The 21515-nt window shown below is 62.3% G+C and carries 18 protein-coding genes; 6 read left to right on the top strand and 12 right to left on the bottom strand.

Annotated features, from left to right (window positions below; all coding sequences use genetic code 11):
• Nucleotides 1-7 precede the first annotated feature (7 nt).
• Entirely contained in the window at nucleotides 8-484 is a 477-nt protein-coding gene (locus tag NMQ03_RS13755; protein ID WP_255172650.1) for a GtrA family protein, read from the top strand.
• A 250-nt stretch (nucleotides 485-734) separates the two neighbouring features.
• On the opposite strand, the gene NMQ03_RS13750 is transcribed toward NMQ03_RS13755, so the two are convergent.
• The 7 genes from NMQ03_RS13750 to NMQ03_RS13720 all read right to left on the bottom strand — a co-directional run bounded on the left by NMQ03_RS13750 (nucleotide 735) and on the right by NMQ03_RS13720 (nucleotide 9534).
• Nucleotides 735-2432, bottom strand: coding sequence for a DUF2142 domain-containing protein (locus tag NMQ03_RS13750; RefSeq protein WP_255172649.1), 1698 nt, complete (start codon nucleotides 2430-2432; stop codon nucleotides 735-737).
• Entirely contained in the window at nucleotides 2429-3448 is a 1020-nt protein-coding gene (locus NMQ03_RS13745) for a substrate-binding domain-containing protein (RefSeq protein WP_255172648.1), read from the bottom strand. Before NMQ03_RS13745 ends, NMQ03_RS13750 begins: the two co-directional genes overlap by 4 nt.
• Nucleotides 3449-3558: 110 nt before the next feature.
• Nucleotides 3559-5532: a DUF6541 family protein gene (locus NMQ03_RS13740; RefSeq protein WP_255172647.1), complete on the bottom strand. Its 1974-nt coding sequence runs from the start codon at nucleotides 5530-5532 to the stop codon at nucleotides 3559-3561.
• Nucleotides 5529-6761 carry a lipopolysaccharide biosynthesis protein gene (locus tag NMQ03_RS13735; RefSeq protein WP_255172646.1) on the bottom strand — a complete coding sequence of 411 codons (1233 nt, stop codon included), beginning with the start codon at nucleotides 6759-6761 and terminating at the stop codon, nucleotides 5529-5531. Before NMQ03_RS13735 ends, NMQ03_RS13740 begins: the two co-directional genes overlap by 4 nt.
• Before the next feature lie 27 nt (nucleotides 6762-6788).
• The gene (locus NMQ03_RS13730) at nucleotides 6789-7832 is read right to left on the bottom strand and encodes a hypothetical protein (protein WP_255172645.1); all 1044 of its coding nucleotides are present in this window, start codon (nucleotides 7830-7832) and stop codon (nucleotides 6789-6791) included.
• 53 nt (nucleotides 7833-7885) lie between these two features.
• On the bottom strand, nucleotides 7886-8716 hold the full coding sequence (locus tag NMQ03_RS13725; RefSeq protein ID WP_255172644.1) for a glycosyltransferase: 831 nt from the start codon (nucleotides 8714-8716) through the stop codon (nucleotides 7886-7888).
• Between the two features lie 104 nt (nucleotides 8717-8820).
• Complete coding sequence (locus tag NMQ03_RS13720) at nucleotides 8821-9534, bottom strand: glycosyltransferase (protein ID WP_255172643.1); 714 nt, start codon at nucleotides 9532-9534, stop codon at nucleotides 8821-8823.
• 198 nt (nucleotides 9535-9732) lie between these two features.
• Between NMQ03_RS13720 and NMQ03_RS13715 the strand changes: the two genes are divergently transcribed.
• The gene (locus tag NMQ03_RS13715; RefSeq protein WP_159631578.1) at nucleotides 9733-10614 is read left to right on the top strand and encodes a glycosyltransferase family 2 protein; all 882 of its coding nucleotides are present in this window, start codon (nucleotides 9733-9735) and stop codon (nucleotides 10612-10614) included.
• Nucleotides 10615-10700: 86 nt separating this feature from the next.
• On the opposite strand, the gene NMQ03_RS13710 is transcribed toward NMQ03_RS13715, so the two are convergent.
• From NMQ03_RS13710 to rfbB, 4 genes are read right to left on the bottom strand one after another with little or no spacing between them, the layout of a single operon-like run.
• On the bottom strand, nucleotides 10701-11087 hold the full coding sequence (locus NMQ03_RS13710; protein ID WP_255172642.1) for a DUF2304 domain-containing protein: 387 nt from the start codon (nucleotides 11085-11087) through the stop codon (nucleotides 10701-10703).
• A gap of 8 nt (nucleotides 11088-11095) precedes the next feature.
• The gene (locus NMQ03_RS13705) at nucleotides 11096-11821 is read right to left on the bottom strand and encodes a glycosyltransferase family 2 protein (protein ID WP_255172641.1); all 726 of its coding nucleotides are present in this window, start codon (nucleotides 11819-11821) and stop codon (nucleotides 11096-11098) included.
• Nucleotides 11818-13248 carry a bifunctional dTDP-4-dehydrorhamnose 3,5-epimerase family protein/NAD(P)-dependent oxidoreductase gene (locus NMQ03_RS13700; protein ID WP_255172640.1) on the bottom strand — a complete coding sequence of 477 codons (1431 nt, stop codon included), beginning with the start codon at nucleotides 13246-13248 and terminating at the stop codon, nucleotides 11818-11820. Before NMQ03_RS13700 ends, NMQ03_RS13705 begins: the two co-directional genes overlap by 4 nt.
• Before the next feature lie 3 nt (nucleotides 13249-13251).
• Complete coding sequence (rfbB, locus tag NMQ03_RS13695) at nucleotides 13252-14250, bottom strand: dTDP-glucose 4,6-dehydratase (protein WP_255172639.1); 999 nt, start codon at nucleotides 14248-14250, stop codon at nucleotides 13252-13254.
• A gap of 55 nt (nucleotides 14251-14305) precedes the next feature.
• On the opposite strand from rfbB, the gene rfbA reads away from it, so the two are divergent.
• Complete coding sequence (gene rfbA, locus NMQ03_RS13690; protein ID WP_159631583.1) at nucleotides 14306-15175, top strand: glucose-1-phosphate thymidylyltransferase RfbA; 870 nt, start codon at nucleotides 14306-14308, stop codon at nucleotides 15173-15175.
• Between the two features lie 65 nt (nucleotides 15176-15240).
• On the opposite strand, the gene NMQ03_RS13685 is transcribed toward rfbA, so the two are convergent.
• Nucleotides 15241-17751 (bottom strand): GH25 family lysozyme, encoded by a 2511-nt coding sequence (locus tag NMQ03_RS13685; RefSeq protein WP_255172638.1) that lies wholly within the window; start codon nucleotides 17749-17751, stop codon nucleotides 15241-15243.
• 738 nt (nucleotides 17752-18489) lie between these two features.
• Here NMQ03_RS13685 and NMQ03_RS13680 point away from each other — a divergent pair.
• The 3 genes from NMQ03_RS13680 to NMQ03_RS13670 are packed head-to-tail and all read left to right on the top strand — an operon-like array spanning nucleotide 18490 to nucleotide 21505.
• Nucleotides 18490-19713: a CpaF family protein gene (locus tag NMQ03_RS13680; RefSeq protein ID WP_255172637.1), complete on the top strand. Its 1224-nt coding sequence runs from the start codon at nucleotides 18490-18492 to the stop codon at nucleotides 19711-19713.
• Nucleotides 19710-20567, top strand: a complete 858-nt coding sequence (locus tag NMQ03_RS13675) for a type II secretion system F family protein (protein ID WP_255172636.1) — start codon at nucleotides 19710-19712, stop codon at nucleotides 20565-20567. The genes NMQ03_RS13680 and NMQ03_RS13675 overlap by 4 nt, the downstream gene beginning before the upstream one ends.
• Nucleotides 20564-21505 carry a type II secretion system F family protein gene (locus NMQ03_RS13670; protein WP_255172635.1) on the top strand — a complete coding sequence of 314 codons (942 nt, stop codon included), beginning with the start codon at nucleotides 20564-20566 and terminating at the stop codon, nucleotides 21503-21505. Before NMQ03_RS13675 ends, NMQ03_RS13670 begins: the two co-directional genes overlap by 4 nt.
• Nucleotides 21506-21515 lie beyond the last annotated feature (10 nt).

Genomic DNA, 21515 nt, shown 5'->3' with positions numbered 1-21515 from the left:
CCCACCCATGCCAACACCGCCGTCAGGCACGTCTTCATCACCGGAAACCCCCGTCGAGGCTGCTCCAGCTGTTCCGGGGATGGTGATGGGGCTCTACCAGCACCCGGTGGTCAGGTTCCTGCTCGTTGGCGGCGTCTCGTTTGCCCTGGACCTCGGGCTGTTGGCCATCCTCCACGAAATTTTCGATGTCCCGCTATGGATAGCGACCCCCATCGCGTTCATCGTGAGCCTGGTCTTCAACTTTCTCCTGCAGCGCCTGTTCACGTTCCGCGCCAACAACAGCGGCAGCATCAGTGCACTGAAGTACATCCTGCTGGTCATCGTCAACATCGTGATCAGCGACCTCATCGTCACTGGGTTCGACGCCGTGGGCTGGACCTACGTCATTGGCAAGACAGCTGCCACCATCCTTACGACGGCGTGGAATTACTTCCTGTACCGGCACTGGATCTTCCGGCGTACACCGGAAGAGGCCCGCTCATAGGGAAACGCGGGTGTTGCGCTTCAGGCTTCCACCCCCGCCCGCCGGCGCGACGATTCCTCCCGGCCTAACCACTCTGTAGAGGACGGTCTTGCCGGACGGCTGCCCACGCCTCAGTCCGTCCGCCTGCAAGGTGCCTGACGGCCGTTCGATGCCGGGCAGGCAGCCTGCAGGTTGATCCGTCGACAACGGGCGGCACACTGTTTCCCCCAAGGTAGAGTCCCTCGGACCCGCCGGGTGGCCCCGGGTCAGTCTATTTTCCCTGCCGCAGGCTCTCGCCGGCACTCATCTGCGCTTCAGCCGCAGCGCGTGCACCTGACGGCGCAGGCTCCCGACCAATGACTTCTTCCTCTTTATCGGCCGCCCGGCCTGAGCTGTGTCGGGTTCCGCCGTTCCGGGACAGAGTTCCCTTCACCAGGAGACTTCCTGGGTGGAGGTACCGGAAGAGGAGCAGGGCTCCGACCGCTGTCACGAGCAGGTACAGGACGGTCAGAGGCAGCCAGCCCAGGGGCGGCTGCCAGTGCGGTGACGAAAACAGTGTTTGCCAGTTGGCTATTTCGCTGATGCCGACGACGTAGCGGCGCAGAACATAGACAAAGGCGAGCGTGTGGCACGCGACGATGAGCCAAAAGAAGACCCTGGAAATGCGCAACGCCAGAGCGCCGCCGGGGAAGCGCAGCTTCCGCAGGCCAAGTCCCACACTGATGAACAGAACTACCACCAAGGGAAGCGTGTAGCGGCCCTGCCAGATGAATCCCATTCCGCGCCACAACGCGGTTTGCAGGAGCGCCGGGACCAGGTACAGCATGGCCAGCGCCACCCAGTAACCCGTCCAGTTCCGCAGCGGGCGGACGCAGAAGGGGACCACAAGGCCTGCAATCATTAAGCCGCCCCAAACAAGGGCAACCAGTTCGGGGACCGGCGTGTCCAGCCAGCCCATGGTACCGATGTATTGCGGGAAGAAGTCGTAGGTCTGGTCAAGCATGATCATGAAGCCCCTGTAGAGGGGGGCGTCGGGGTGCGGACTGGCAATACCCTCAGGAGCAACTCCGACGTTGGCGGGGCCGTTCGCCGCGATGTACATCCACAGCAGGCCCAGCAGGGCCCCCGGAACCGCCAGTGCTACAGCCGTGAGGACCCGCCGGTCGCTGAAGACGGTCACGACCCTGCGGAGCCGGAAGGAGCAAACCCCTACGATGAGGGCGCACAGCAGCCACACCAGTGATATTTGCCGGGCATTTGCCAGCACCACCGTCGCGGCCGCGACGGTGGCCAGGGCGGGCAACACGCGCTTGGTGCCCCTTCGGTTGTCCAGGACGACGACGAAACCCGAGAAGGCAGCCATCGTGGCGGCAATCTCCAATGAGTTGGGGTTGATGCCTCCGCCGAGGAACAGAACCATGGGCGTCATTGCAAGCGCTGCGACGAGGACGGCGTACTTTGGCCGCCTCAGCTCCGTCAAGGCTGTGAACCCAGCGGCGAAGAACACAGCGCACAAGAGGGCGCTGACCAGGCGCATGCCGTAGATTGCGGGTGCGCCGGACATGAACAGGGTAGGAAGCCCTACTATCCAGTAGTACATCGGGTTGTAGGAGCCTGCTGACGTGACACCGATGTTCGTGAACGTATCGTCCACGTAGAGGGGCGCTGCGCAGTCGGCTGCCTGGGCCCTGTTGAACTTGTAGCAGCTCTGGGCATGAAGACTGGCGATGTAGTTGGGAACGCGGACGTGGACGCCGTGGCCGAACGATGTGCCGTCCTCAACCAGTACCTGGCCCCGGACCACGGCTGCCGCCTTGATGGTGTGGGCCGGTTCGTCGGGGACGCCCATCAAGGGTGTTGCCAGGGACCACAGACCAAACAGCAGGAAGAAGATCGCAGTCAGGAGCGCGAAGGTGGGAAGGGGCCGGGGAAGGGAACGCGCGCGAACACTTCTTAGGAATAAACTCACTGTCCGTCTCCAATTGCATTGACGAGGGCGCGCCCTTCGTTCACCGCCTTCTTGCTAGGCGACATGACGAAGGCGAATGCGTTCGCGTTCTTTTGTGCTTCTTCGCTGAGTGCGCTTTCACCGAATGAGCGGGCCAGCCTGCCCATATGGTCGTCGGTGTACTCCCTGCACATGTACATGTAGATAACGGTGCCCAGGCCATAACCCGAGCGCCCATCCAGTGCCTGGGTGACTGCAGTTGATGACGCGGTTACGTTGCCGGTGGACACGGCGTCCACCACTGAGGATGCCTGGAGCCGCCGGGGCTTGCCGTCGAAGACAAGCTGGGCAGCGACGAACCTGTTCCCGATGATGCTTCCATCAAGGATCGACAGGCCTCCGTTGGTGTCGTCCAGCTTGTTCGCGAGGTCCAAGGGGGGAGACTGGACTTGACCTTTTACACTGCCCGGCCATCGGTCCTCAGCGGGCGCGTTCCAGTCGGTTCCCGCTTCCTTGAGGTAGGAATTAACCGGGCGGACAGTATCCGAGGGCCCCTCCTGTACGAGAACCGTGATGGCCACGTCAGGAAGGGAGGTCTCCGGATTCAGTGCCGCTATTTTGGGGTCATTCCAGCGCGTGATGCCGCCCTGCAGGATCTGTGCAAGGGTTTTCGCGTCCAGGATGAGGTCGTTGACGCCCTTGAGCTTGACGGCTACACCCACCGGCAGTACACCGGCAGCCAGGGACATGGCACCCTTGGTTGTGCACATTCCCCGGACCGCGGAAGCCTCGGTTTCCGAGAGCGGAGCGGAACCAACAGCGAACTGTGACTGCCCGTCCTGGAACGCTTTCAGCCCTGCCGCGGACCCGTCGGGGGAGTAGCTGACGTAGGTTCCCTTCACCGAGCTTCCCCACGCCAGGCCCCACGCACTGACAGCTCCCTGGCCGGCATTGCTTCCAATTCCGGTCAGGGCCCCCTCGATTGTCCCCGGCGGCATGGTTGCGCATGCAGACAGGGGCAGGAGTGCGGACAGCACAACAGCGGCACCGATTTTAGTTCGTCGAGAAACGGGAATCACCTATCCAGCCTAGTGGTCCAGCACTGCAAGTATGGGCACGGTAAGCGCCACACCGGCGAAGGCCACGCTCATCCACAACTGGAAATCCGGTATAGCCGTGCGTCCGGACCCTGCGAATCCACCAGGGTCAATCCGTTTCCGGGCGCAAGGTTGGTCAACGCCGGGTACTTTTCGGACCCTGGCAGGTCGATCAGGTAACGGGCCCCGAAGTCCAGTACGTACTGCACGTTTTTATTGCGCAGGGCGGCGCAGACGGCAGGGTTGTCCGCGGCCTCTCCGAGCTTTTTATTAATCAGTTCCGTATCAGGGTCGTCTGTTGAAAACAGATGCGTTGTCAGGACGCGGCGGCCGGTGTACGCATAAGCGAGTGAACTCCCGTTCCACGGATTGTCAGCTATGACTGCATCGGAAGGGACGTGGGTAGGGAGCCGCTGTATTAAAGCCAGCTCATCGGGTGTCAGGAGCTCCGATTGTGCGTCGAAGCGGTAAACGGACGAGGCGCCTTTGATGTAGTGGCTCAGCGGGCCTGCGAACGAAGCGAGGAGGGCGAAGACCACCACAGCGGCCGTGGACAGTACTGTTTTCCCGCTTGCACCTGTCCGGTCGATGGAAGCTTCCCACACCTGCCACGTCCGCGCGCCTGGGCGGGAGCAGCGGGCTGAGTCCCACAGACGCAGACCTCCGATGACGGCAAGTGGGGTCACCAGCAGGGGCAGGAGTGCAGCGAGGCGGTAGGTGTCCTGGTACCAGGTGCCGATCAGGATGTCCCGGATGCTGCCTTTCGGGAACGACGCCGCAACGATATAGAGCCCTCCAAGTACGGCGTAGCACGCAGCCATCCAGCGCCACCTCCCCACTTTGAAGGTGGTGAGGAGGCCGTAGACCGACAGGATGGAAACCACGACGGCCGGTATGGCTGATTGCATCGTGCTGGCTGTGAGTATTTCCCCGACGGCGGCGCCCGGCTTCACGGTTGGTCCCCAGTTGTCATACGGGGCAGGGCGCAGCTTCAACCACAGGACCGCGGCGACGGCGAGGATCCCCACGGTCCCGCCAAGGAACAGCCACGCTCCGGCGGGGTTCACCCGCCACATCTCCCGGCGCGGCATGATCCGCCACCACAAAATGGCGAGGATCGGAAGGCCAAGCGCCACCGTGATGTTGATGGAGCTCGTGTGGGCAAATGCGAGACCTGCCAGCGACAACACCAGTGCCGCTGCCCAGCTGGGAAGTGGGTCCGTCCGCGTCCGCCCGATACGGACCAGCGCTGCGAGTTCGACTATCACTACCGGCATCATGCTGAGGGCCATGGCGTAGGGGAACAAAGGGCCCCAGACAATCATGAGGAAGGGGAAGGCAACCTGTGCGCCGGCGACCACCGCGGTGATGATGAGGGCCGCCGGCCTGCGCGAGATGGTCTTCGTGACGAGGAACAGGCAGGACGCGGGCCAGAGGAGCACGACGATGACCAGGTTCAGGACGTTCTCAGCGGTAGGGATATCCACGGAAGCCAGCTGCACCAGGAGGGCAGCAAAAGAATGCCACGCCGCGGGATAGACCGCGTCAAGGCCCTGCACTCCCTGTATCGACGCCAGCGTCAGCGATGAGGCGTTTCCGCTGTCGATGATGAAGCGGATGGCATTGAGGTGGAAGACGTTATCGAAGACCTGTGACGGGTGGTCCGGTGACCCCACAAGCTGGATGAACCGCCAGCTCATGGGCAGCGTTGCGAGTGCCAAGGCAGCGAAGGGCAGGGATTGCCTCCAGGCGGGGGCAGCCAGGCGCCACGGAATACGGCGCGTCAGGACCAATGCTCCGGCGGCGAGAACCGCGGTGACGAGAAGATACGGCAGGACGCTCCAGGGCACGTGGAGGAACCCACCGATGACCCCGGCAAGTCCGGCGGCTGCAGTTGATAGAAGGGGCGCGATGCCGAGAACCCCGCCCAACCGGAACTTGAGGCACGACGCGATTGCGGCACCGGGGATATACAGGAGCAGGATTGCGACTGCCGAGGCCGGAAGAATGGTCAGCCAGTTCACGACGGAATTTCCTCAGTCCTGTCCTGCGGCGACGGTTCCCGCAGCAGACGGATGATGGCACGCAGCTGTATGACGGTTACCGCAACTTCGCCCACTACCAGACCCAGTGCGCCGCCCGGGCCGCCCATCAGGTGCGCCAGGATGACCATGGCCGGGAGCCCAACGATGGCTCCTGCGATGGTGCTGGAGAAGACGGTGCGCATCTGTTTTGCGGGCACCAGCCAGTGGGCTCCGGTGGACGTTGTGACACAGACGAGGAGGAACGACAGACCGAACCAGAAACAGGTCCAGAAGTCAGCGGCCAACGCCGAACCGAAAAGGAGGGTGCTCACCCATGGACCCAGGACAGCAAGGATCAGCCAGCCGGCTGCTCCCAGGACTGACAAAGCCAGAAGGGAGAACTTTCGCCGCTCGGCATGGTTTGAGCCGAACTCGTTGACCCACCCCTGGAGGCTGTTTCCCAGCGCGGCCGTCGCGAGCTGTCCAATGCGGTACAGCTTCTCCGCTGACACAAACGCAGCCAGGCCGGAGGCAGAGGCGGCGAACTGCACCACAAGGACGGGGGTGGAAGCGTACGCTCCTGCGGCGACCGTCACGACGGCACCGCCTCTCAGTCCCCAGATCTCCCGGATCACTGCGCGGGGCGTCAGCCCCTCGAAGTCCGCCCGTTGGGAATGATCCTTGTTGAACCACATGGTGCCCGCGAGGCCCAGCAGCAGAAGCGCAAGTGGGTAGAGGAAGATCTGACCTGTTGCGAACAAAAGTGGGATGACGCCCAGAGTCGCCACCATACGGGGAACAACGTCGTATTTTGCGATCCTGCCGGCGTGTCCGGTGGCAATGCAGTACCAAGCCGGGGTGAGTCCTGCCGCCGCCTGGGCGCAGGCCATCAGGAAAGCAACCCAGAACTGTTCTTTGGCTCCCGTGAACGAGAGGGCGGCTGCCATAAGGGGGATGGCGCAGACGAAGACAAATGCGCGGGTAATGAAACTGGTGGCGTAAAGCCGGCGCCGGGTTCCCGGATCGCTTTCTGAGGCGACGGCGGCGGGGCCTGTCAGCGGCCACCCCAGACCTATGACAATCGCCGCGATTGCCCCTACAGCCTGGCCTACGGCGAGGGAATTCCAGGCCGGCGCCCCACCCACTCTGGCAATGATGGGCAAAAGGATGAATGATGCAAGCGAGGCGAGCAGCGGCAATCCGGCGAAAGCGGCGATCCTTTTGATCATGCCGTGGTCCCGGCCGCGGTGCGTCGACTACACATAGTCATAGGCGTCCTTGCCCAGGCGACCGTTGACGAAGACGTCCTCAACCTCCCGCTTGAACCGGGAACGTTCGTTGAGGATGGTTTCGCGGTAGCTGGCTTGTTTCGCCACTTCCTGCTCGAAGTTGGCGATGAGCTGCGGAAGCATGGCTGCAGCGGTGGCAACCTCGGTATCTCCCGGCGTGATCTTGTGTTCCCAGGGGATGGGAACGTCAGCGTAGAAGGCACCGGATCCGCGACGGGCCACGATGGTCAGGGCGCCGGAAAGTGTTGCCTCCCGAGGCATGCGGTCTTTACCGGGGTGGTGCCCCAAGTCCAAATAAACGCCGCACTGCTGCAGGGTCGCAACAACCTCAGCGCGGGTCATCCCGACGATTGGCTGCCACTCAATGGTGGGTGGGCTCGCGGCCTTCACCGCATCGATGATGTGTCCGCCCTTGGCGGGATTGTAGGTGACCAGCTGGCGGTTCCGCTTGGCGGTGGCGGTGGCCTGGAACTCCCTTGTGGGGGTGTAGTCGGACACCAGGGATGGCACGACGTCCAACCTGGTGGCAACGAAGGCCCATGCATAAGAGGACTGCACGAGGTGGATGACGTCCTTGTCCGTGCGCATTTTTGCCGGCGTCACGCCGTTCTTCCACATCCGGGCGAAGGGGACGGCCGCTTCCTTTGCCTTTTCAAACAGGCTTACCGTGTTCCGGTACCACATACGCTCGGCCATGAAGGTCAGCGAGTTGTCGATGCTGAGCCACCAGCACATGCGGCGGGCCTGCTTGATGTGGGACATCTCGTGGACGTAGGTCTCCGGATAGACCACAACGTTTTCGGCGGAATCGATGATTTCAGGCGCCTCCGGGGCGTCGTAAATCCCGTACTGCTCCACGCGGTCGTTGCCTGCTGTGTGCGGGTGCGGGACCAGATAGGCGTCCTGCCCAAGCTCACGCAGCATATCGACCAGCTGGTGGAGGGCTTCGGGCCCTCCGGTGCGCAAGCCGCGGTGATAGAGGACGAAGATTGATCCTGAGTTGGTGGTCATGAGTTTTCTTTCGATGTTGACCGGGCAGTGCAGGGGAATGGGGGAGCCGACGCCTAGCGCAGGCGGGCAGCGAGGTCGTCGTCAATCTTGCCCATCCGCTGACGAACGGCGTCCCGGATGCCGGCTGCAGCGGCAACCGCGTGTTTGCGCCGGTTGGGACCAAATCCGAAGCGCACAATGTTGCTTTGGATTTCCATGTAGATTCGGCGCAGCACCCAAGCCGGTTGTTTCAGCGCATACCGGCGTGCGAGTGTCAGTGAGTTCCGGGTGATGTAGTAGACCCGGAACGGCGCGTGGTAGTAGATGTAGAGCTTTTTGGCTCCGATGTGCGCGTGCCAGCCGAGAATCTTCATCGGCCGTGCACTGCCCAAGCTGTGCTCGAGATTGCAGCCCCGTCCTGCCAGTGCACGAAGTCCGTGCTCCCGGAGCCGGGCATTGAATTCAGAATCCACGCAATCGATGAAGAACCCTTCATCGAAGAGGCCAACTGCATCGAACGTGCGTGCACGCATCAACGTTCCGCTGGTCATGGGGTCGAAGATCTGGGGCTCATCCCGGCTGCCCCATACCGGCAGGGGGATGTGATTGTGCGACTCCGCGCACACCATGCCTACGCTGTGCGGGTCACTGGATGCTGCAACAGTAGCGAGAGCGGCACCGATGTAGTCTCCAGTGAACCTGGAATCCTGGTCCATGGTGACAATCCACTCCGGGTTCCAGCGCTCGAGTGCTTCCTTGATTCCCGTGTTCAGGGCCCGGGCGATCCCGGAATTGGTGCCGAGGCGCAGAACAACGGCACCTGCCTGCTCCATCTCTGCCAGGGCCTGCGATACATCGTCGCGCGAGCCGTCGTCGACAACCACGACGTGGGCGACGAAGCGCAACAGCCACTTTACGTTGGCAACATTTTCATCACCGGGGTTATAGGCCGATACAACTCCACACACGCCGGGGTGGGGACTGGTCGGGTTCGGGCCGGACTGGACCATCACGCCTGCCTCGCCTGCCGGGAGCGCCTTACTGCGATGTAGACGTTGCGCAGGAAGGCAAGCCGTGCACGAATTATTTTTGAGGCTGAGCGGATACCGTGGGGCGTCAGGTTCTCGCCGTGAAGTCTGTGCAGGATGGTGTCTTCTTCCATGTAGACGATGGAGCGGTTGACGTTGCCCACAGTGGCAAGCCACTGGTCGTGGGATTCGTTCATGTAGTTGGGGAACGGCAGTGCCTGCGCCAAAAGGTTCCGCCGAACGGCCATCGCGCAACCCCAGTGGAGCCGGTAACCGACCACGATGCCGAGGAGGTTGCGTACGTGGTGGGTGGAATCCTTGGCCCGTAAACGAATTTCATGGAATGAGCCGGGCGCTCCGTCGAAGTGCCTGCAGTTACTGACCACCATGTCCTTGCCGTCCAAGGCCGAAATCATGCGTTCCACCCGGCCCGGGAGCCACACATCGTCCTGGTCCGAAAGGAAAACGAACTCTCCCCGCGCCTCCCCGAGGGCTCTTTCAAATGTTGAAACATAGCCGCGGTTTTGTTCGGCATTGATCAGCCGGATCCGGCCATCCGGAACAGCGGCGACGATGGCAGCAGTGTTGTCCGTGGAACAGTCGTTGACGACAATGACTTCGTCGTGGGCGCCAAGTTCGGGAAGGATCGAATCGATCTGCTCGCTGATGTGGCGGGCGCCGTTGTAGGCAGCCATGCACACGCTGATGCGCGGCCGTGTGGTTGTGGGCTCCAAAAGTAATTCTCCTCACTCCGGGCGGTGCCAGCGGGGCGGGCAGGACCCCAAGCAGTCTAGCAAGCCGTGCCTGACAGGCCCGACAAGGGCCCGTCAACTATAATCGTGGGGAAGCCGCCGAGTTCTTCGAGCGGAGCCCACGGAAGGAATCCCAGGTCCATGACCGTTGACGTAATGCTGCCCTACTACGGCGATGTCGATCAGATGAAGCTCGCAGCCCGAAGCGTGATGAACCAGGAGAACGAAGACTGGCGGCTCATCGTGATCGATGACGGCTACCCGGATCCCGAGCCGGAACGCTGGTTCTCGACGATTACTGACCCTCGCGTTACGTACCTCAAGAACGAGAAAAACCTGGGCGCCAACGGCAACTACCGCAAGGCGCTGACCATGGTCGAGGCACCGTATGTGGTCATCATGGGCGCAGACGATGTCATGCTGCCCAACTACCTGGACGTCGTAGTCGATGCGTTCGAGACCTACCCGCATGCCAGCGTTGTCCAGCCGGGTGTCCAGGTCATTGATGAAAAGGGCATTGCCTGCATCCCCCTGGCTGATGCCGTCAAAAAGGCCTACGCCCCGAAGACCCGCGAGCGGATCGAGCTCAAGGGCGAACAGATGGCTACCAGCCTGGTACGTGCTGACTGGGCATACTTTCCGTCGTTGGCCTGGCGGTCGGAGACCATCGTGCGGATTGGCTTCACGGACGGCCTGGACGTCGTTCAGGACCTTGCCCTGCTGCTGGACATAGCGGCAGAAGGCGGCTCCCTTGTGGTGGACCCCACGCTGTCCTTCCTGTACCGGAGGCACTCGGCGTCAGATTCTTCCGTGCGTGCCCTTGACGGGCGCCGCTTTGATGAAGAGCGGCGCTTCTTTGAAGGGCAGGCAGCCCGGTTCAAGGAACTTGGCTGGAACCGCGCTGCCCGCGCAGCGTCCTTCCACACCACCTCGCGGCTGAATGCTGCGTCCTTGGTGGTCAAGTCTGTGGCCATGGGCAAGGTGGACTCCCTCCCACGGCTGGCAAAGCACATCTTCGGCTGACCGATCCAATAGGAAAGGGAGCGCCCCGCGGGGGTCGCTCCCTTTTTTGTTTGGTCCGCCTGGCCAGGCCCGCGGAAGTGCTCCTGCTACGCAGCGGGGCCGGTGGTTCCGTCCTGTCGCGGGTGTGACCCGACGCTCTGCTGCAGTGCCGAAAGCTCCACCTTCAACAGGGCCACCTCTTCGCAAAGAATGCGCACCTCATCCTCGGCCTGCGACTGCTCACGGGACAGGTGAAGGCATACCCCGACAAGGAGGACGAGGGTGGTGATGAAGAGAAGGTTCGCGGGGACCTGGATCCCGAGCAGGCCACTGGCTTGCTCAAGCAGGGCGGGAAAGGCCGCCAGCAGAAGAGTGCCGATGCCGATGACGATCCAGAGAACAGCGTATTTCTCGCGCAACTTCTGCCGTCGCAGCATTTCGAAGACGAAGAAGAGAATCGCCACGACGACGATGGAGCCCATAAGGAGGGACATGTGGATTCCTAGTTGGTGGAAGGTGTGGATTTCTTGCGCGTCAGCGCGAACAAGAGCGCCATCCCTGAGCGGCCGAGGTAGATGGCGGCCTTTATCGGGTCATGGCTGGGGGTGCCTCCCTGACGCTCCCTCATAGAAACGCCAACCTGGCGGACGGTGCAGCCTGAACGGATCGCCACGACCAGTGAATCAATCGTGTCGCCCAGGTACTCAGCGGGGTAATGGTCCAGGTATTGGCGGATGGCTTTGGTGTTCGCTGCGCGGAAACCGGAGGTCACGTCGGTGAGCTTTGTCCGTGCAAGCCGGGATATTGTCCACGCCAGGACGTTCATGGCCCACTTTCGGGGGCCGCGAACGGTGTAGTTTCCCGCCTCGGCGAACCGGGCACCAATGGCGATATCGGCGTCGCGCAATCCGTCAAGGACTGTCTTGATGTCCCGGGGGTCATGCTGGCCATCAGCGTCCACCTGGATGACTTGCCGGTAACCATGCATCTGGGCATATTTGAAGCCGGTCCGCATCGCGCCACCGACGCCCATGTTGAACGGCAATTGCACAACGGTGGCGACGGCCGCGCGTGCCACCCGGGCGGTGTTATCACGGGAGCCGTCGTCCACCACCAGCACATCGCATGGGGGTCCAAACTCAAGGACTTCCGCAATGGTGTTGCCGATCGCTTCCGACTCATTCCAGGCCGGCATGATGACAAGGGTGTCGTGGCGTGCTTCGGTCATGCTGGGAATCCGCTCGTGGTCGAATTAACGTACTCGGTCAGGCGCAGCCCTGCCGGCGGTGCCTCGAAGCCTGCTGCCTTGATCTTGGAGAGATCCAGAACACTGTTAAGCGGGCGGGGGGCAGCATCCTTCCCCTCGAAGTATTCCTTGGTGCTCACGCCCGTCACGGCGTCCCTGCTCTTGCCGGACAATTCGTAGACGTCCGCTGCGATGTCCGCCCACGACTGCGGGTCGCCGTCGTTGCTCAGGTTGTAGGTGCCGTAGGGAGCGCCGGTGTGCAGCAAGTGCCGGATACCTGCCGCGATGTCATCAGTGAAACTGAGGCGGCCGTACTGGTCGTTCACCACGGAAGGTTCCACTCCGCGTGAAGCGAGCGAGGCCATGGTGCGTACAAAGTTGTTGCCTTCACCGATGACCCAACTCGTGCGGACGATGTAATGCCGGGGGACCACGCTGACAACAGCGTCGCCTGCTGCTTTGGTCTGCCCGTAGACACCAAGCGGCGTGAGCGCTTCAGTCTCCGCATGGACTTCCTTGGCCCCGTCGAACACGTAGTCAGAGGAGACATGCACCAGGGTGAGGTCATGCTCAACGGCAATTCGCGCAAGCTGCGTCAACGCGGTCACGTTGGTGGCCCAGGCGGCTGCGCGCCCCTCCGAAGTCTCCGCCGCGTCAACGGCCGTGTAGGCCGCCGCGTTGATGACAGCGGAGTAGTTCTTCCAGTTGCGGTCTTTGAACGCGTCCGGACTGCCGAGGTCGAACTCACTGCGCGATGCGAACTCAACGGAAGTGTCGCCGTCGTACTCTTTCCGCAGCGCCTTACCCAGCTGGCCGTTGGCGCCGATCACCAGGGTCTTCTTCGGTGGCATGGGCACGACGTCCGCGAGGCGGGGGTGCGCCTTGTCCTTATCGGACAGTTCGGCTTCGGAGAGCGGGATGGGCCATTCGATGGCCACGGTTTCGTCCGCCAGGTTCAGGAAGGTGTACTGGCCCTGGGCGTCCGCGGACCAGTGGTCATTTACGAGGTACGTGTAAGCCGTCGTATCTTCAAGGGTCTGGAAAGCATTGCCGACGCCGCGCGGAATGAAAATCGCCTGGCTCGGATCAAGTTCGGCAGTGAAAACGGCACCAAACGTGGGCCCCTGGCGCAGATCCACCCATGCTCCAAAGATCCGTCCCGTGGCGACCGAGATGAACTTGTCCCAGGGTTCTGCGTGGATCCCCCTGGTAGTACCTGCCTTCTCGTTAAAGGAGATGTTGTTCTGGACGGGCCGGAAGTCCGGCAGGCCGAGAGCAACCATTTTTTCCCGTTGCCAGTTTTCTTTGAACCAGCCGCGGTTGTCGCCGTGGACAGGAAGGTCGTAGAGAACGACGCCGGGAATGGGCGTTTCGTGGACGGCGAGCTTTTTGGAGAACTCGATGGACATGCCCTACTGGCCCTGTTCCTTGTACTTGGCCTCGGTGGCGGCCTTCTGTGGGCGCCACCAGTCCTCGTTGTCCCGGTACCAGGCGATAGTGTCCTCTATGCCGGTATCAAAGTTGGAGAACCGGGGTTCCCAGCCGAGCTCGGTCCGCAGCTTCGTGGAGTCGATCGCGTAGCGCAAGTCGTGGCCGGCCCGGTCGATCACATGGTCGTAGGCGTCCGGCGCCTGGCCCATGTGCTTCAGGATCAGTTCAACGACGTCCTTGTTGTTCTTCTCACCGTCGGCGCCAATCAGGTAGGTCTCGCCGATGCGCCCCTTGGCAATGATGGCCAGGACGGCGGAGGAGTGGTCGTTGGCGTGGATCCAGTCGCGGACATTTTCCCCCTTGCCGTAGAGCTTGGGCCGGATGCCGTCGATCACGTTGGTGATCTGCCGAGGGATGAACTTTTCCACGTGCTGGTAGGGACCGTAGTTGTTGGAGCAGTTGCTGATGGTTGCCTGGAGACCGAATGAGCGAACCCAGGCGCGGACCAGCAGGTCGGACCCGGCCTTCGTGGAGGAGTACGGGCTGGACGGGTTATACGGTGTCTGTTCCGTAAAGCGCTCGGGATCATCGAGCTCGAGATCGCCGTAGACCTCGTCAGTGGAAATGTGGTGGAAGCGTTTGCTGTGCTTCCGCGCTGCTTCGATGAGGGTGTAGGTACCGATGATGTTGGTGTCAAGGAACGGCCGGGGGTCGTGCAGGGAGTTGTCGTTGTGCGATTCTGCTGCGTAGTGGACCACTACATCTGCCTCGGCAACGAGCCCGTCAACGAGTGCGGGGTCGGCAATGTCACCCTGAACGAATGAGAAGCGGTCGGCTGGAAGGCCCTGCAGCGACGCGAGGTTGCCGGCGTAGGTCAACTTGTCCAGAACAGTGACATGGTCTTCTGTGTTCTCAATAACGTAGTGGACAAAGTTCGAGCCAATGAAGTAAGCGCCGCCGGTAACAAGAAGTCGCTGCATAATTCCCAAGACTACCGGATTTGCCGCTGCACTTAGCTAAAGGAAAGATGGGTGCATGCGCGGAATAATACTCGCCGGCGGTACCGGCTCGAGGCTCCACCCCATCACCTTGGGCGTCAGTAAGCAGTTGGTCCCGGTCTACGACAAGCCCATGATCTACTACCCGCTCTCCACCTTGATCCTCGCGGGCATCCGGGACATCCTCATTATCACCACCCCCCACGACGCTGAGCAGTTCGAGCGGCTCCTCGGTGACGGGTCCCGGTTTGGTGTCTCGATCACCTACAAGCAGCAGCCGTCTCCCGACGGCCTCGCACAGGCGTTTGTGCTCGGTGCCGAGCACATTGGTGACGACAGCGTGGCCCTTGTCCTGGGCGACAACATCTTCTACGGGCACGGCATGGGCACGCAGCTGCGGCGCTTCGAAAACATTGACGGTGGAGCAGTGTTCGGTTACTGGGTGGCCGATCCGAAGGCCTACGGCGTTGTGGAGTTCGACGAGAACGGCAAGGCGGTCTCGCTGGAAGAGAAGCCTGCGGAACCCAAGAGCCACTATGCGGTGCCCGGGCTCTATTTCTACGACAACGACGTCGTGGATATTGCAAAGAACCTCAAGCCGTCGGCCCGGGGAGAGCTTGAGATCACTGACGTTAACCGAACCTACCTGGAGCGCGGCAAGCTGCAGGTCGAGATTCTTCCGCGGGGGACAGCATGGCTGGACACGGGAACTTTCAATGACCTGAACGACGCCTCGAACTTTGTCCGGACCACTGAGAACCGGCAAGGGCTCAAGATCGGGGCACCCGAGGAAATTGCCTGGCGTTTGGGATTCCTTACGGATGACGAACTGCGCGAGCGGGCGGAGCCTCTCGTCAAGAGCGGTTACGGCTCCTACCTCATCGAGCTGTTGGAACACGGCCGCTGATCCACAACAAAACAGCAGGGGCGGGACCGCGAAAGCGGTCCCGCCCCTGCTGTTTGCGGGCCGGGTCAGTTGAGGCGGGTTTTCGCCCCGCCCGTGGAGGTCCAGCTGACGGTGCCTCCCTGGAAGGTCTGGCTGCAGGAAAGCTTGTCGGCGGTACAGGTCTGGCCGTTAGTAGGGAATGCCAGCGCACCGTTTTCGAAGCCCTGCGCCGCCCAGCTCTGCTGGATGGGTCCCGGTACCATCACCTGGGCGCCGCTCGCGGCGGACCACATGATGGTTCCCTTCTCGAAGTTCTGGAAGCAACCGCCGTTCCGCAGGCCACAGATGGCGCCGCTGGTGGGGTAGCCCAACGATCCGCCCTCAAAGCCTGTGGTGGCCCACTTGTCGCGAATAGGTGCCGATGACATGGTCTGGGCCCCGGTGGCAGGTGAGTACATCACGGTTCCGTTCACGAAGTTCTGGAAGCAGCCGCCGTTCCGCAGACCGCACATCTGTTCGCTCGTGGGGTAGCCAAGGATTCCGTTCTCAAAACCGGAAGCTATCCAGGCGTCCCGGACCGGACCGAACGACATGGCGTGCGCCCCGCTGGCATTGGACCACATCACTGTCCCGCCTAGGTAGTTCTGGAAGCACCCGGCACCGACCAGCCCGCAAATGACATTCGAAGCAGGGTAGCCAAGGACGCCGTTTTCGAACCCCTGCTTCTGCCAGAAGTCACGGATGGGCCCCAGCAGGCTGGGTTGCGCCCCTGCAGCGGGGGAGTACATGAGGGCACCTTTGGCGAACATCTGGAAGCATCCGCCGTCCTTGAGGCCGCAGATCTGTGCTGACGAGGGGTAACCGAGGGCCCCTCCTGAGGCGCCGAGGTTCTTCCACGCCTGGGCCATGGGGCTTACCGGGATGGTCTGGATCGGTGTGGCCGCGGAGTAGGCGACCGTTCCCTTTTCAAAGGACTGCCAGCATTCGCTCTGCACGGCGCCGCAACTGGCCGGACCTGTCGGGTAGCCGAGCTGGCCGTTTTCGAAGCCGGATTGCGCCCAGTAGTTAAGGATGCGGCCCGTCATCGAGTACGCCCCGGACGTGGGGGAGAACAGGATGCTTCCACCTTGGAACAGTTGGTAGCAGCCGCCGCCACGAAGTCCGCACACTTCCTTGGCCAGGGGGAACCCGATTGGTTCTCCCTTTGCGCGCGCTGCCTTCCAGGTGTCACCGATGCCCATGTAGATGGGCCAGGCTCCAGCTGCGGAGGTCCATCCGATAACTCCGCCGGTGAACAGCTGGGTGCAGTCGGAAGCCGTGCAGGTCGCATCCGTGCTTGGGAAGCCAAGGAGGCCGTTCTCAAACCCGTCTTTTGCCCAGGCGTCCAGAATCGGTCCTGATTTGACCAGGTGCGCGCCGCTGGAAGGACTCCACAGCCCCGATCCTGCCTGGAACAGTTGGAAGCAACCGCCCGACCGCAGCCCGCATGTAGCATTGCTCGTCGGGTAGCCCCAGGGCCCGTTTTCGTAGCCCTGCGCTGCCCAGGCATCCCGGATCGCGCCAAATGGAACGAAGGCGGCACCTGTGGCAGGGGAGGACATGATGCTGCCGCCCTGGAAGTTCTGGAAACAGCCGTTATTCTTCAGTCCGCAGATCAGGTCACTGGTCGGATAGACGGCCGGACTGCGCTCAGCGCCGAGGGCCTGCCACGCGCCGGTGACAGGTCCGGCCGATACAGCGAAAGCCCCGGAGGCTGAGGACCACATGACGGTGCCGCCTTGGAATCCTTGGTAGCAGCCGCCACTGGTCAAACCGCATGTGATGGCGGTGGTTTGGCTGCCGAGGGAGGGGTGGCTGCCTGCATACGCTGCAATTTGCTGGGTGGCCTGGGACGGGACCTGGATAGTGGGAGCGCTGCTTCCCGCGAACCGCTGGAGTGCTGCGAAGTCGCCGTTCCATACATTTGAGTCGCCGGCAAAGGGACCGGTGCTGCTGTACTGCCAGATGCTGTACGTGCTCCAGCTTGCCGGCAGCATTCCGGGCGAGGAAGCCGGTGACAGCGGATAGGAAGCGACCCATAACGGGTAGTCCCCGAATGCGGCGGAGTTGTTGGTGCAGGTTGCCCACCAATCGGTGGTCGAGTAGATCACCGGCAACCGGCCCGTCAACGCCCGCATGGTGGAGCCGAAGTCCGCAATCCATGCCGTCATTTGGGTGGGCGTCATGTCATAGCAGATGTTGCCATCGTAGGGGTTGTATTCAATGTCAAGGACCGGGGGCAGTGTGTAGCCGTCCGCGCTCCAGCCCCCTCCGTTGTTGACGAAGAAGCGCGCCTGGTCAGCGCCGGATGTCGATGACGGATGGGCGAAGTGGTAGGCACCGCGAATCATGCCCACGTTGCGTGCGCCCTGGTATTGGGAGTTGAACAATTCGTTTGTGTAGTAGGTGCCTTCGGACGCCTTTACGTAGGCAAACCGGGCGCCCTTGTTCCACTCGCCTTGCCAGTCCACGCTTGGCTGCCACTTGCTGACGTCCAGTCCAAGGACGCCAAATGTTGGGCTCCAGGTGCCTTCCGTGGACAAAGACTGCGTCGACAAACCTGAACCTGCCGCGATTGCCGTATCACGTGCCACCCGCGAGGAACGCTGTCCCATTTGGGCCCCACCGGCAGCGAGCAGCTCCTGCCTGGACAACTTCTTCGTGGTGGAGGGCGCTGCCGGGTTAGTGCCAGTGGGAGACGGCGCAGGGGCCGGAGCTGCAGGTGAAGCGGTCGCTGCCGGGGCCGGAGGGGGCGTAGTGGGTACACCCTGCAAGGTCGGTGCTTACGAAGGCACAGTCTGGGATTGCGCCGTCGTGGAAGTAGGTGACGGAGCGGGTGTCGGGCTGGAATCAACGGCGAAGGCGACTCCGCTCAGGCCGGGTCCCGTTAACAAGGAGCAGGCAAGTAGTACGAGTCCAAAAGACTTCAGGACTGGGCGACGGGACTGAGACAGGTTCCGCTTCATATGTGCTCCGGAGACAATGGGGCGCTCCCCCGAGCGCCTCTTTGGATACTGCTCAGGTGAATTCCCCCAGGAAGGCACCTGATAGTGCTATTTCGATAAATAACGCGCTCACCATAGCACCCGTGTTACCAGCGGAACCAGTGATTCTGATGTTACTTATGTGAATCCTGTGGTCCTGCCGATTCAATCCTGAGGCCTACTGGAGACAATCTTGAGGTTTGTCAGTTATCCACACAGCCGGAGGATGACTTGTTGCCGCCGGGCAAGCTCCCTAGGCTGTAGCCCAGTCGCACTGCCTCCACCGGGGGCGGCAGTTGTATGGGGGAACATATGGACGCGCTGGGAATTGTCGAGGACGAAGTCCGCGAGCTCATCCGCCGCCGTGGACTGGACCCGCTCAGGCAGGCAGGCGAGGTCCGGCGGTTGGTCGAAGCAGCCGTCACGGATTACGACGAACGGGCTTTGATGGGGCCCCTGCCGCCCCTCGGCCCGCTTGATGCGGCCCGCCGGTTCCTCTTCGACGCCGTCGCCGGGTTCGGTGTACTCCAACCGCTCCTCGATGACCCGTCGATCGAGGAGATCTGGCTTAATGCACCCAACGAAATCTACGTGGCGCGCAACGGCGAGTCTGAACTGACGTCGCTGAGCCTCACGGAACAGCAGGTGCGCGATCTCGTGGAGCGCATGCTCAAAAGCTCCGGCCGAAGACTGGATATGTCATCCCCGTTCGTCGATGCCGCGCTGCCGGACGGCTCAAGGCTGCACGTGGTGATTCCAGATGTCACCCGCCGTCACTGGGCAGTGAACATTCGCAAGTTCGTGGTGAAGGCCACCCGCTTGGAACATCTGGTGGAGTTGGGCACGCTGACGCCGCAAGCAGCACGCTTTCTCGGCGCTGCGGTGTCCAGCGGCCTCAACATCCTCGTGTCCGGAGCAACCCAGGCGGGTAAGACCACCATGCTGAATTGCCTGGCCGCGAGCATCGGAAGCCGGGAACGTGTCATCACCGTCGAGGAGATCTTCGAGCTCCAGTTTCCCCTCCGGGATGTTGTGGGCCTCCAGTGCCGTCAACCGAATCTCGAAGGCGAGGGCGAAATTCCCCTCCGGCGCCTGGTGAAGGAAGCGCTGCGGATGCGTCCGGACAGGCTGGTGGTGGGGGAGGTGCGCGAAGCCGAAAGCCTGGACATGCTCATTGCCCTGAACTCGGGCCTGCCGGGAATGTGTACCGTCCACGCGAACTCGGCACATGATGCAGTCACCAAGATATGCACGCTCCCGCTGTTGGCGGGCGAGAACATTTCCAGTGCTTTCGTTGTTCCCACTGTCGCATCCTGCATCGATCTCGTCGTGCACTGCAGCAGGCACCCTGATGGACGGCGGCAAGTCACGCAGATCCTGTCGCTGGGCCGTCGCGTGGAGAACGGCGTTATCGAATCATCCCTGGTCTTTGGCCTGGAGGACGGCGCCCTGCACCCCCGCGCCAATGCCATGCCTTCGGCGGAGAAATTCTCGAGGGCCGGGTACGACGTCGCCGCTCTGCTGGATCAGCGATGACGGCCACGCTGGTGGGAACGCTCGCCGGGGTTGGCCTCTTCCTCATCTGGTGGTCCTGCTGGGAAACGCCAAACCGTGGTCACCGCGAGCGTAGGTCCGGTCGACTGGCTGACCTGCTCGCGGGCGCCGGGGTCGACAAAGTCTCTGCGCGCGGTCTTCTGGGGACGTGCCTTGGGCTGGGGATCTTTGTGGCACTGCTCTTTTACGCGCTTAGCCGCTCCTGGCCTATCGCCGGCTGTTTCGGGCTCTTCGGAGCGTGGCTGCCGATCACCATACTCCGCTGGCGGGCCAGGAAACGGACGGCAATGCTGCGCCAACTCTGGCCCGACGTCGTCGATCACTTGCGGTCTGCAATCCGGGCAGGCTTGCCCCTGCCGGAGGCCCTTATCCAACTTGGGGACAAGGGGCCCGAAGAACTGCGGCCCCTGTTTCGCGAGTTCGGTGCCGACTACCGCGCCGGCGGCCAGTTCTATGGTTCTCTGAACAAGCTGAAACAGCGGCTGGCCGATCCGGTTGCTGACCGCATCATCGAAGCACTCCGGTTGACGCGCGAAGTAGGGGGCTCCGACCTGGGGAAGCTCCTGGGCACACTGGCTGAATTCCTGCGGGAAAACGCACGGACCCGCAGCGAGCTCGAGGCGAGGCAGTCCTGGACCATCAATGCCGCCCGGCTCGCCGTTGCTGCGCCGTGGATCGTGATGATCCTCCTCGCGACAAGGCCCGAGGCAATCCAGGCGTACAACACTCCCATGGGTGCCGCAGTACTGCTCGGGGGCTTGGTGGTCTCTTTGGTTTGCTACACGATCATGTTGAAGATCGGGGCGCTGCCGCAGGACGAAAGGGTGCTCCGATGATTGTCCCTTCTCCTGCAGCGTTGGCTTGTGGAATCGGTCTTGGCCTCGGTTTGTGGCTCGTGACTTTCCGGTCCCCTCCAATGCGCCCCTTGACGCTGTCGGATCGGATTGAGCCCCAACTGAAGTCGCAGAACCTGGAGTCGCGACTTCTGCGCGCCAGCGAGCAGAACCTGACGCCATTCGGCCCTCTTGAACGGATCCTCCGTCCCGTCTTCCGTGACTGGCTGTCCGCCCTGGGAAAACTCAACCCCTCGCCCGGCGCCACCACGCGGCGCCTTGCCCAGGCTGGAATCAACAAGTCACCCATCGACTTCCGCGCCGAGCAGTTGCTGTGGGCCGCGGCCGGTTTCGTATTCGCCCTCACCGTCGTCTTCATTGGTGCCGCAGCGGGCAGGTTCAGCCCTTTCCTCGCGGCCGCGGTGATCATTGGGAGTGCCGCAGCGGGCTTTGTGCTGCGCGACTACTGGCTCGGCGTCCAGGTCCGACGACGGGAAACCCGGATGATGGCAGAATTCCCCAGCCTTGCCGAACTGATGGCCCTGGCGGTCGGCGCAGGGGAGAGTGCGACGGGCGCCCTGGACCGGGTCTGCAGAAGTGCGAAGGGCGAACTGTCCAAGGAATTCTCGAAGATCCTCGCGGAGACAAGGGCAGGCAAGCCCTTGGTCCTGGCCCTGCAGGAGTTCTCGGCGCGCACCGATCTTGCACCGCTGGTCAGGTTCGTCGACGGCATCATCGTAGCGGTGGAACGGGGGACACCCCTCGCAGACGTGCTCCGCGCCCAGGCGCAGGACGTACGCGATTCAGCGAAGCGCGACCTCATGGAAGCCGCAGGGAAAAAGGAAATCGCCATGATGGTGCCGCTGGTATTCGGAGTGCTTCCCCTGACGGTGGTATTCGCGGTGTTTCCCGGTCTCGCGGCGATCAACCTGGGCTTCTGACGATGAGTAC

It is taken from the genome of Arthrobacter sp. DNA4, from assembly GCF_024362385.1.
GTDB lineage: Bacteria > Actinomycetota > Actinomycetes > Actinomycetales > Micrococcaceae > Arthrobacter.
The sequence above is the reverse complement of the archived record's forward strand: the minus strand, read 5'-3'. Positions and strand labels throughout refer to the sequence as shown.

Bases quoted from the DNA above. Each gene is read 5' to 3' on its own strand.
- NMQ03_RS13755 (WP_255172650.1), top strand. From the start codon at position 8: ATGCCAACACCGCCGTCAGGCACGTCTTCATCACCGGAAACCCCCGTC.
- NMQ03_RS13735 (WP_255172646.1), bottom strand. From the start codon at position 6,761: ATGATCAAAAGGATCGCCGCTTTCGCCGGATTGCCGCTGCTCGCCTCG.
- NMQ03_RS13730 (WP_255172645.1), bottom strand. From the start codon at position 7,832: ATGACCACCAACTCAGGATCAATCTTCGTCCTCTATCACCGCGGCTTG.
- NMQ03_RS13720 (WP_255172643.1), bottom strand. From the start codon at position 9,534: ATGGCTGCCTACAACGGCGCCCGCCACATCAGCGAGCAGATCGATTCG.
- NMQ03_RS13715 (WP_159631578.1), top strand. From the start codon at position 9,733: ATGACCGTTGACGTAATGCTGCCCTACTACGGCGATGTCGATCAGATG.
- NMQ03_RS13710 (WP_255172642.1), bottom strand. From the start codon at position 11,087: ATGTCCCTCCTTATGGGCTCCATCGTCGTCGTGGCGATTCTCTTCTTC.
- NMQ03_RS13705 (WP_255172641.1), bottom strand. From the start codon at position 11,821: ATGACCGAAGCACGCCACGACACCCTTGTCATCATGCCGGCCTGGAAT.
- NMQ03_RS13700 (WP_255172640.1), bottom strand. From the start codon at position 13,248: ATGTCCATCGAGTTCTCCAAAAAGCTCGCCGTCCACGAAACGCCCATT.
- rfbB (WP_255172639.1), bottom strand. From the start codon at position 14,250: ATGCAGCGACTTCTTGTTACCGGCGGCGCTTACTTCATTGGCTCGAAC.
- rfbA (WP_159631583.1), top strand. From the start codon at position 14,306: ATGCGCGGAATAATACTCGCCGGCGGTACCGGCTCGAGGCTCCACCCC.
- NMQ03_RS13680 (WP_255172637.1), top strand. From the start codon at position 18,490: ATGGACGCGCTGGGAATTGTCGAGGACGAAGTCCGCGAGCTCATCCGC.
- NMQ03_RS13675 (WP_255172636.1), top strand. From the start codon at position 19,710: ATGACGGCCACGCTGGTGGGAACGCTCGCCGGGGTTGGCCTCTTCCTC.
- NMQ03_RS13670 (WP_255172635.1), top strand. From the start codon at position 20,564: ATGATTGTCCCTTCTCCTGCAGCGTTGGCTTGTGGAATCGGTCTTGGC.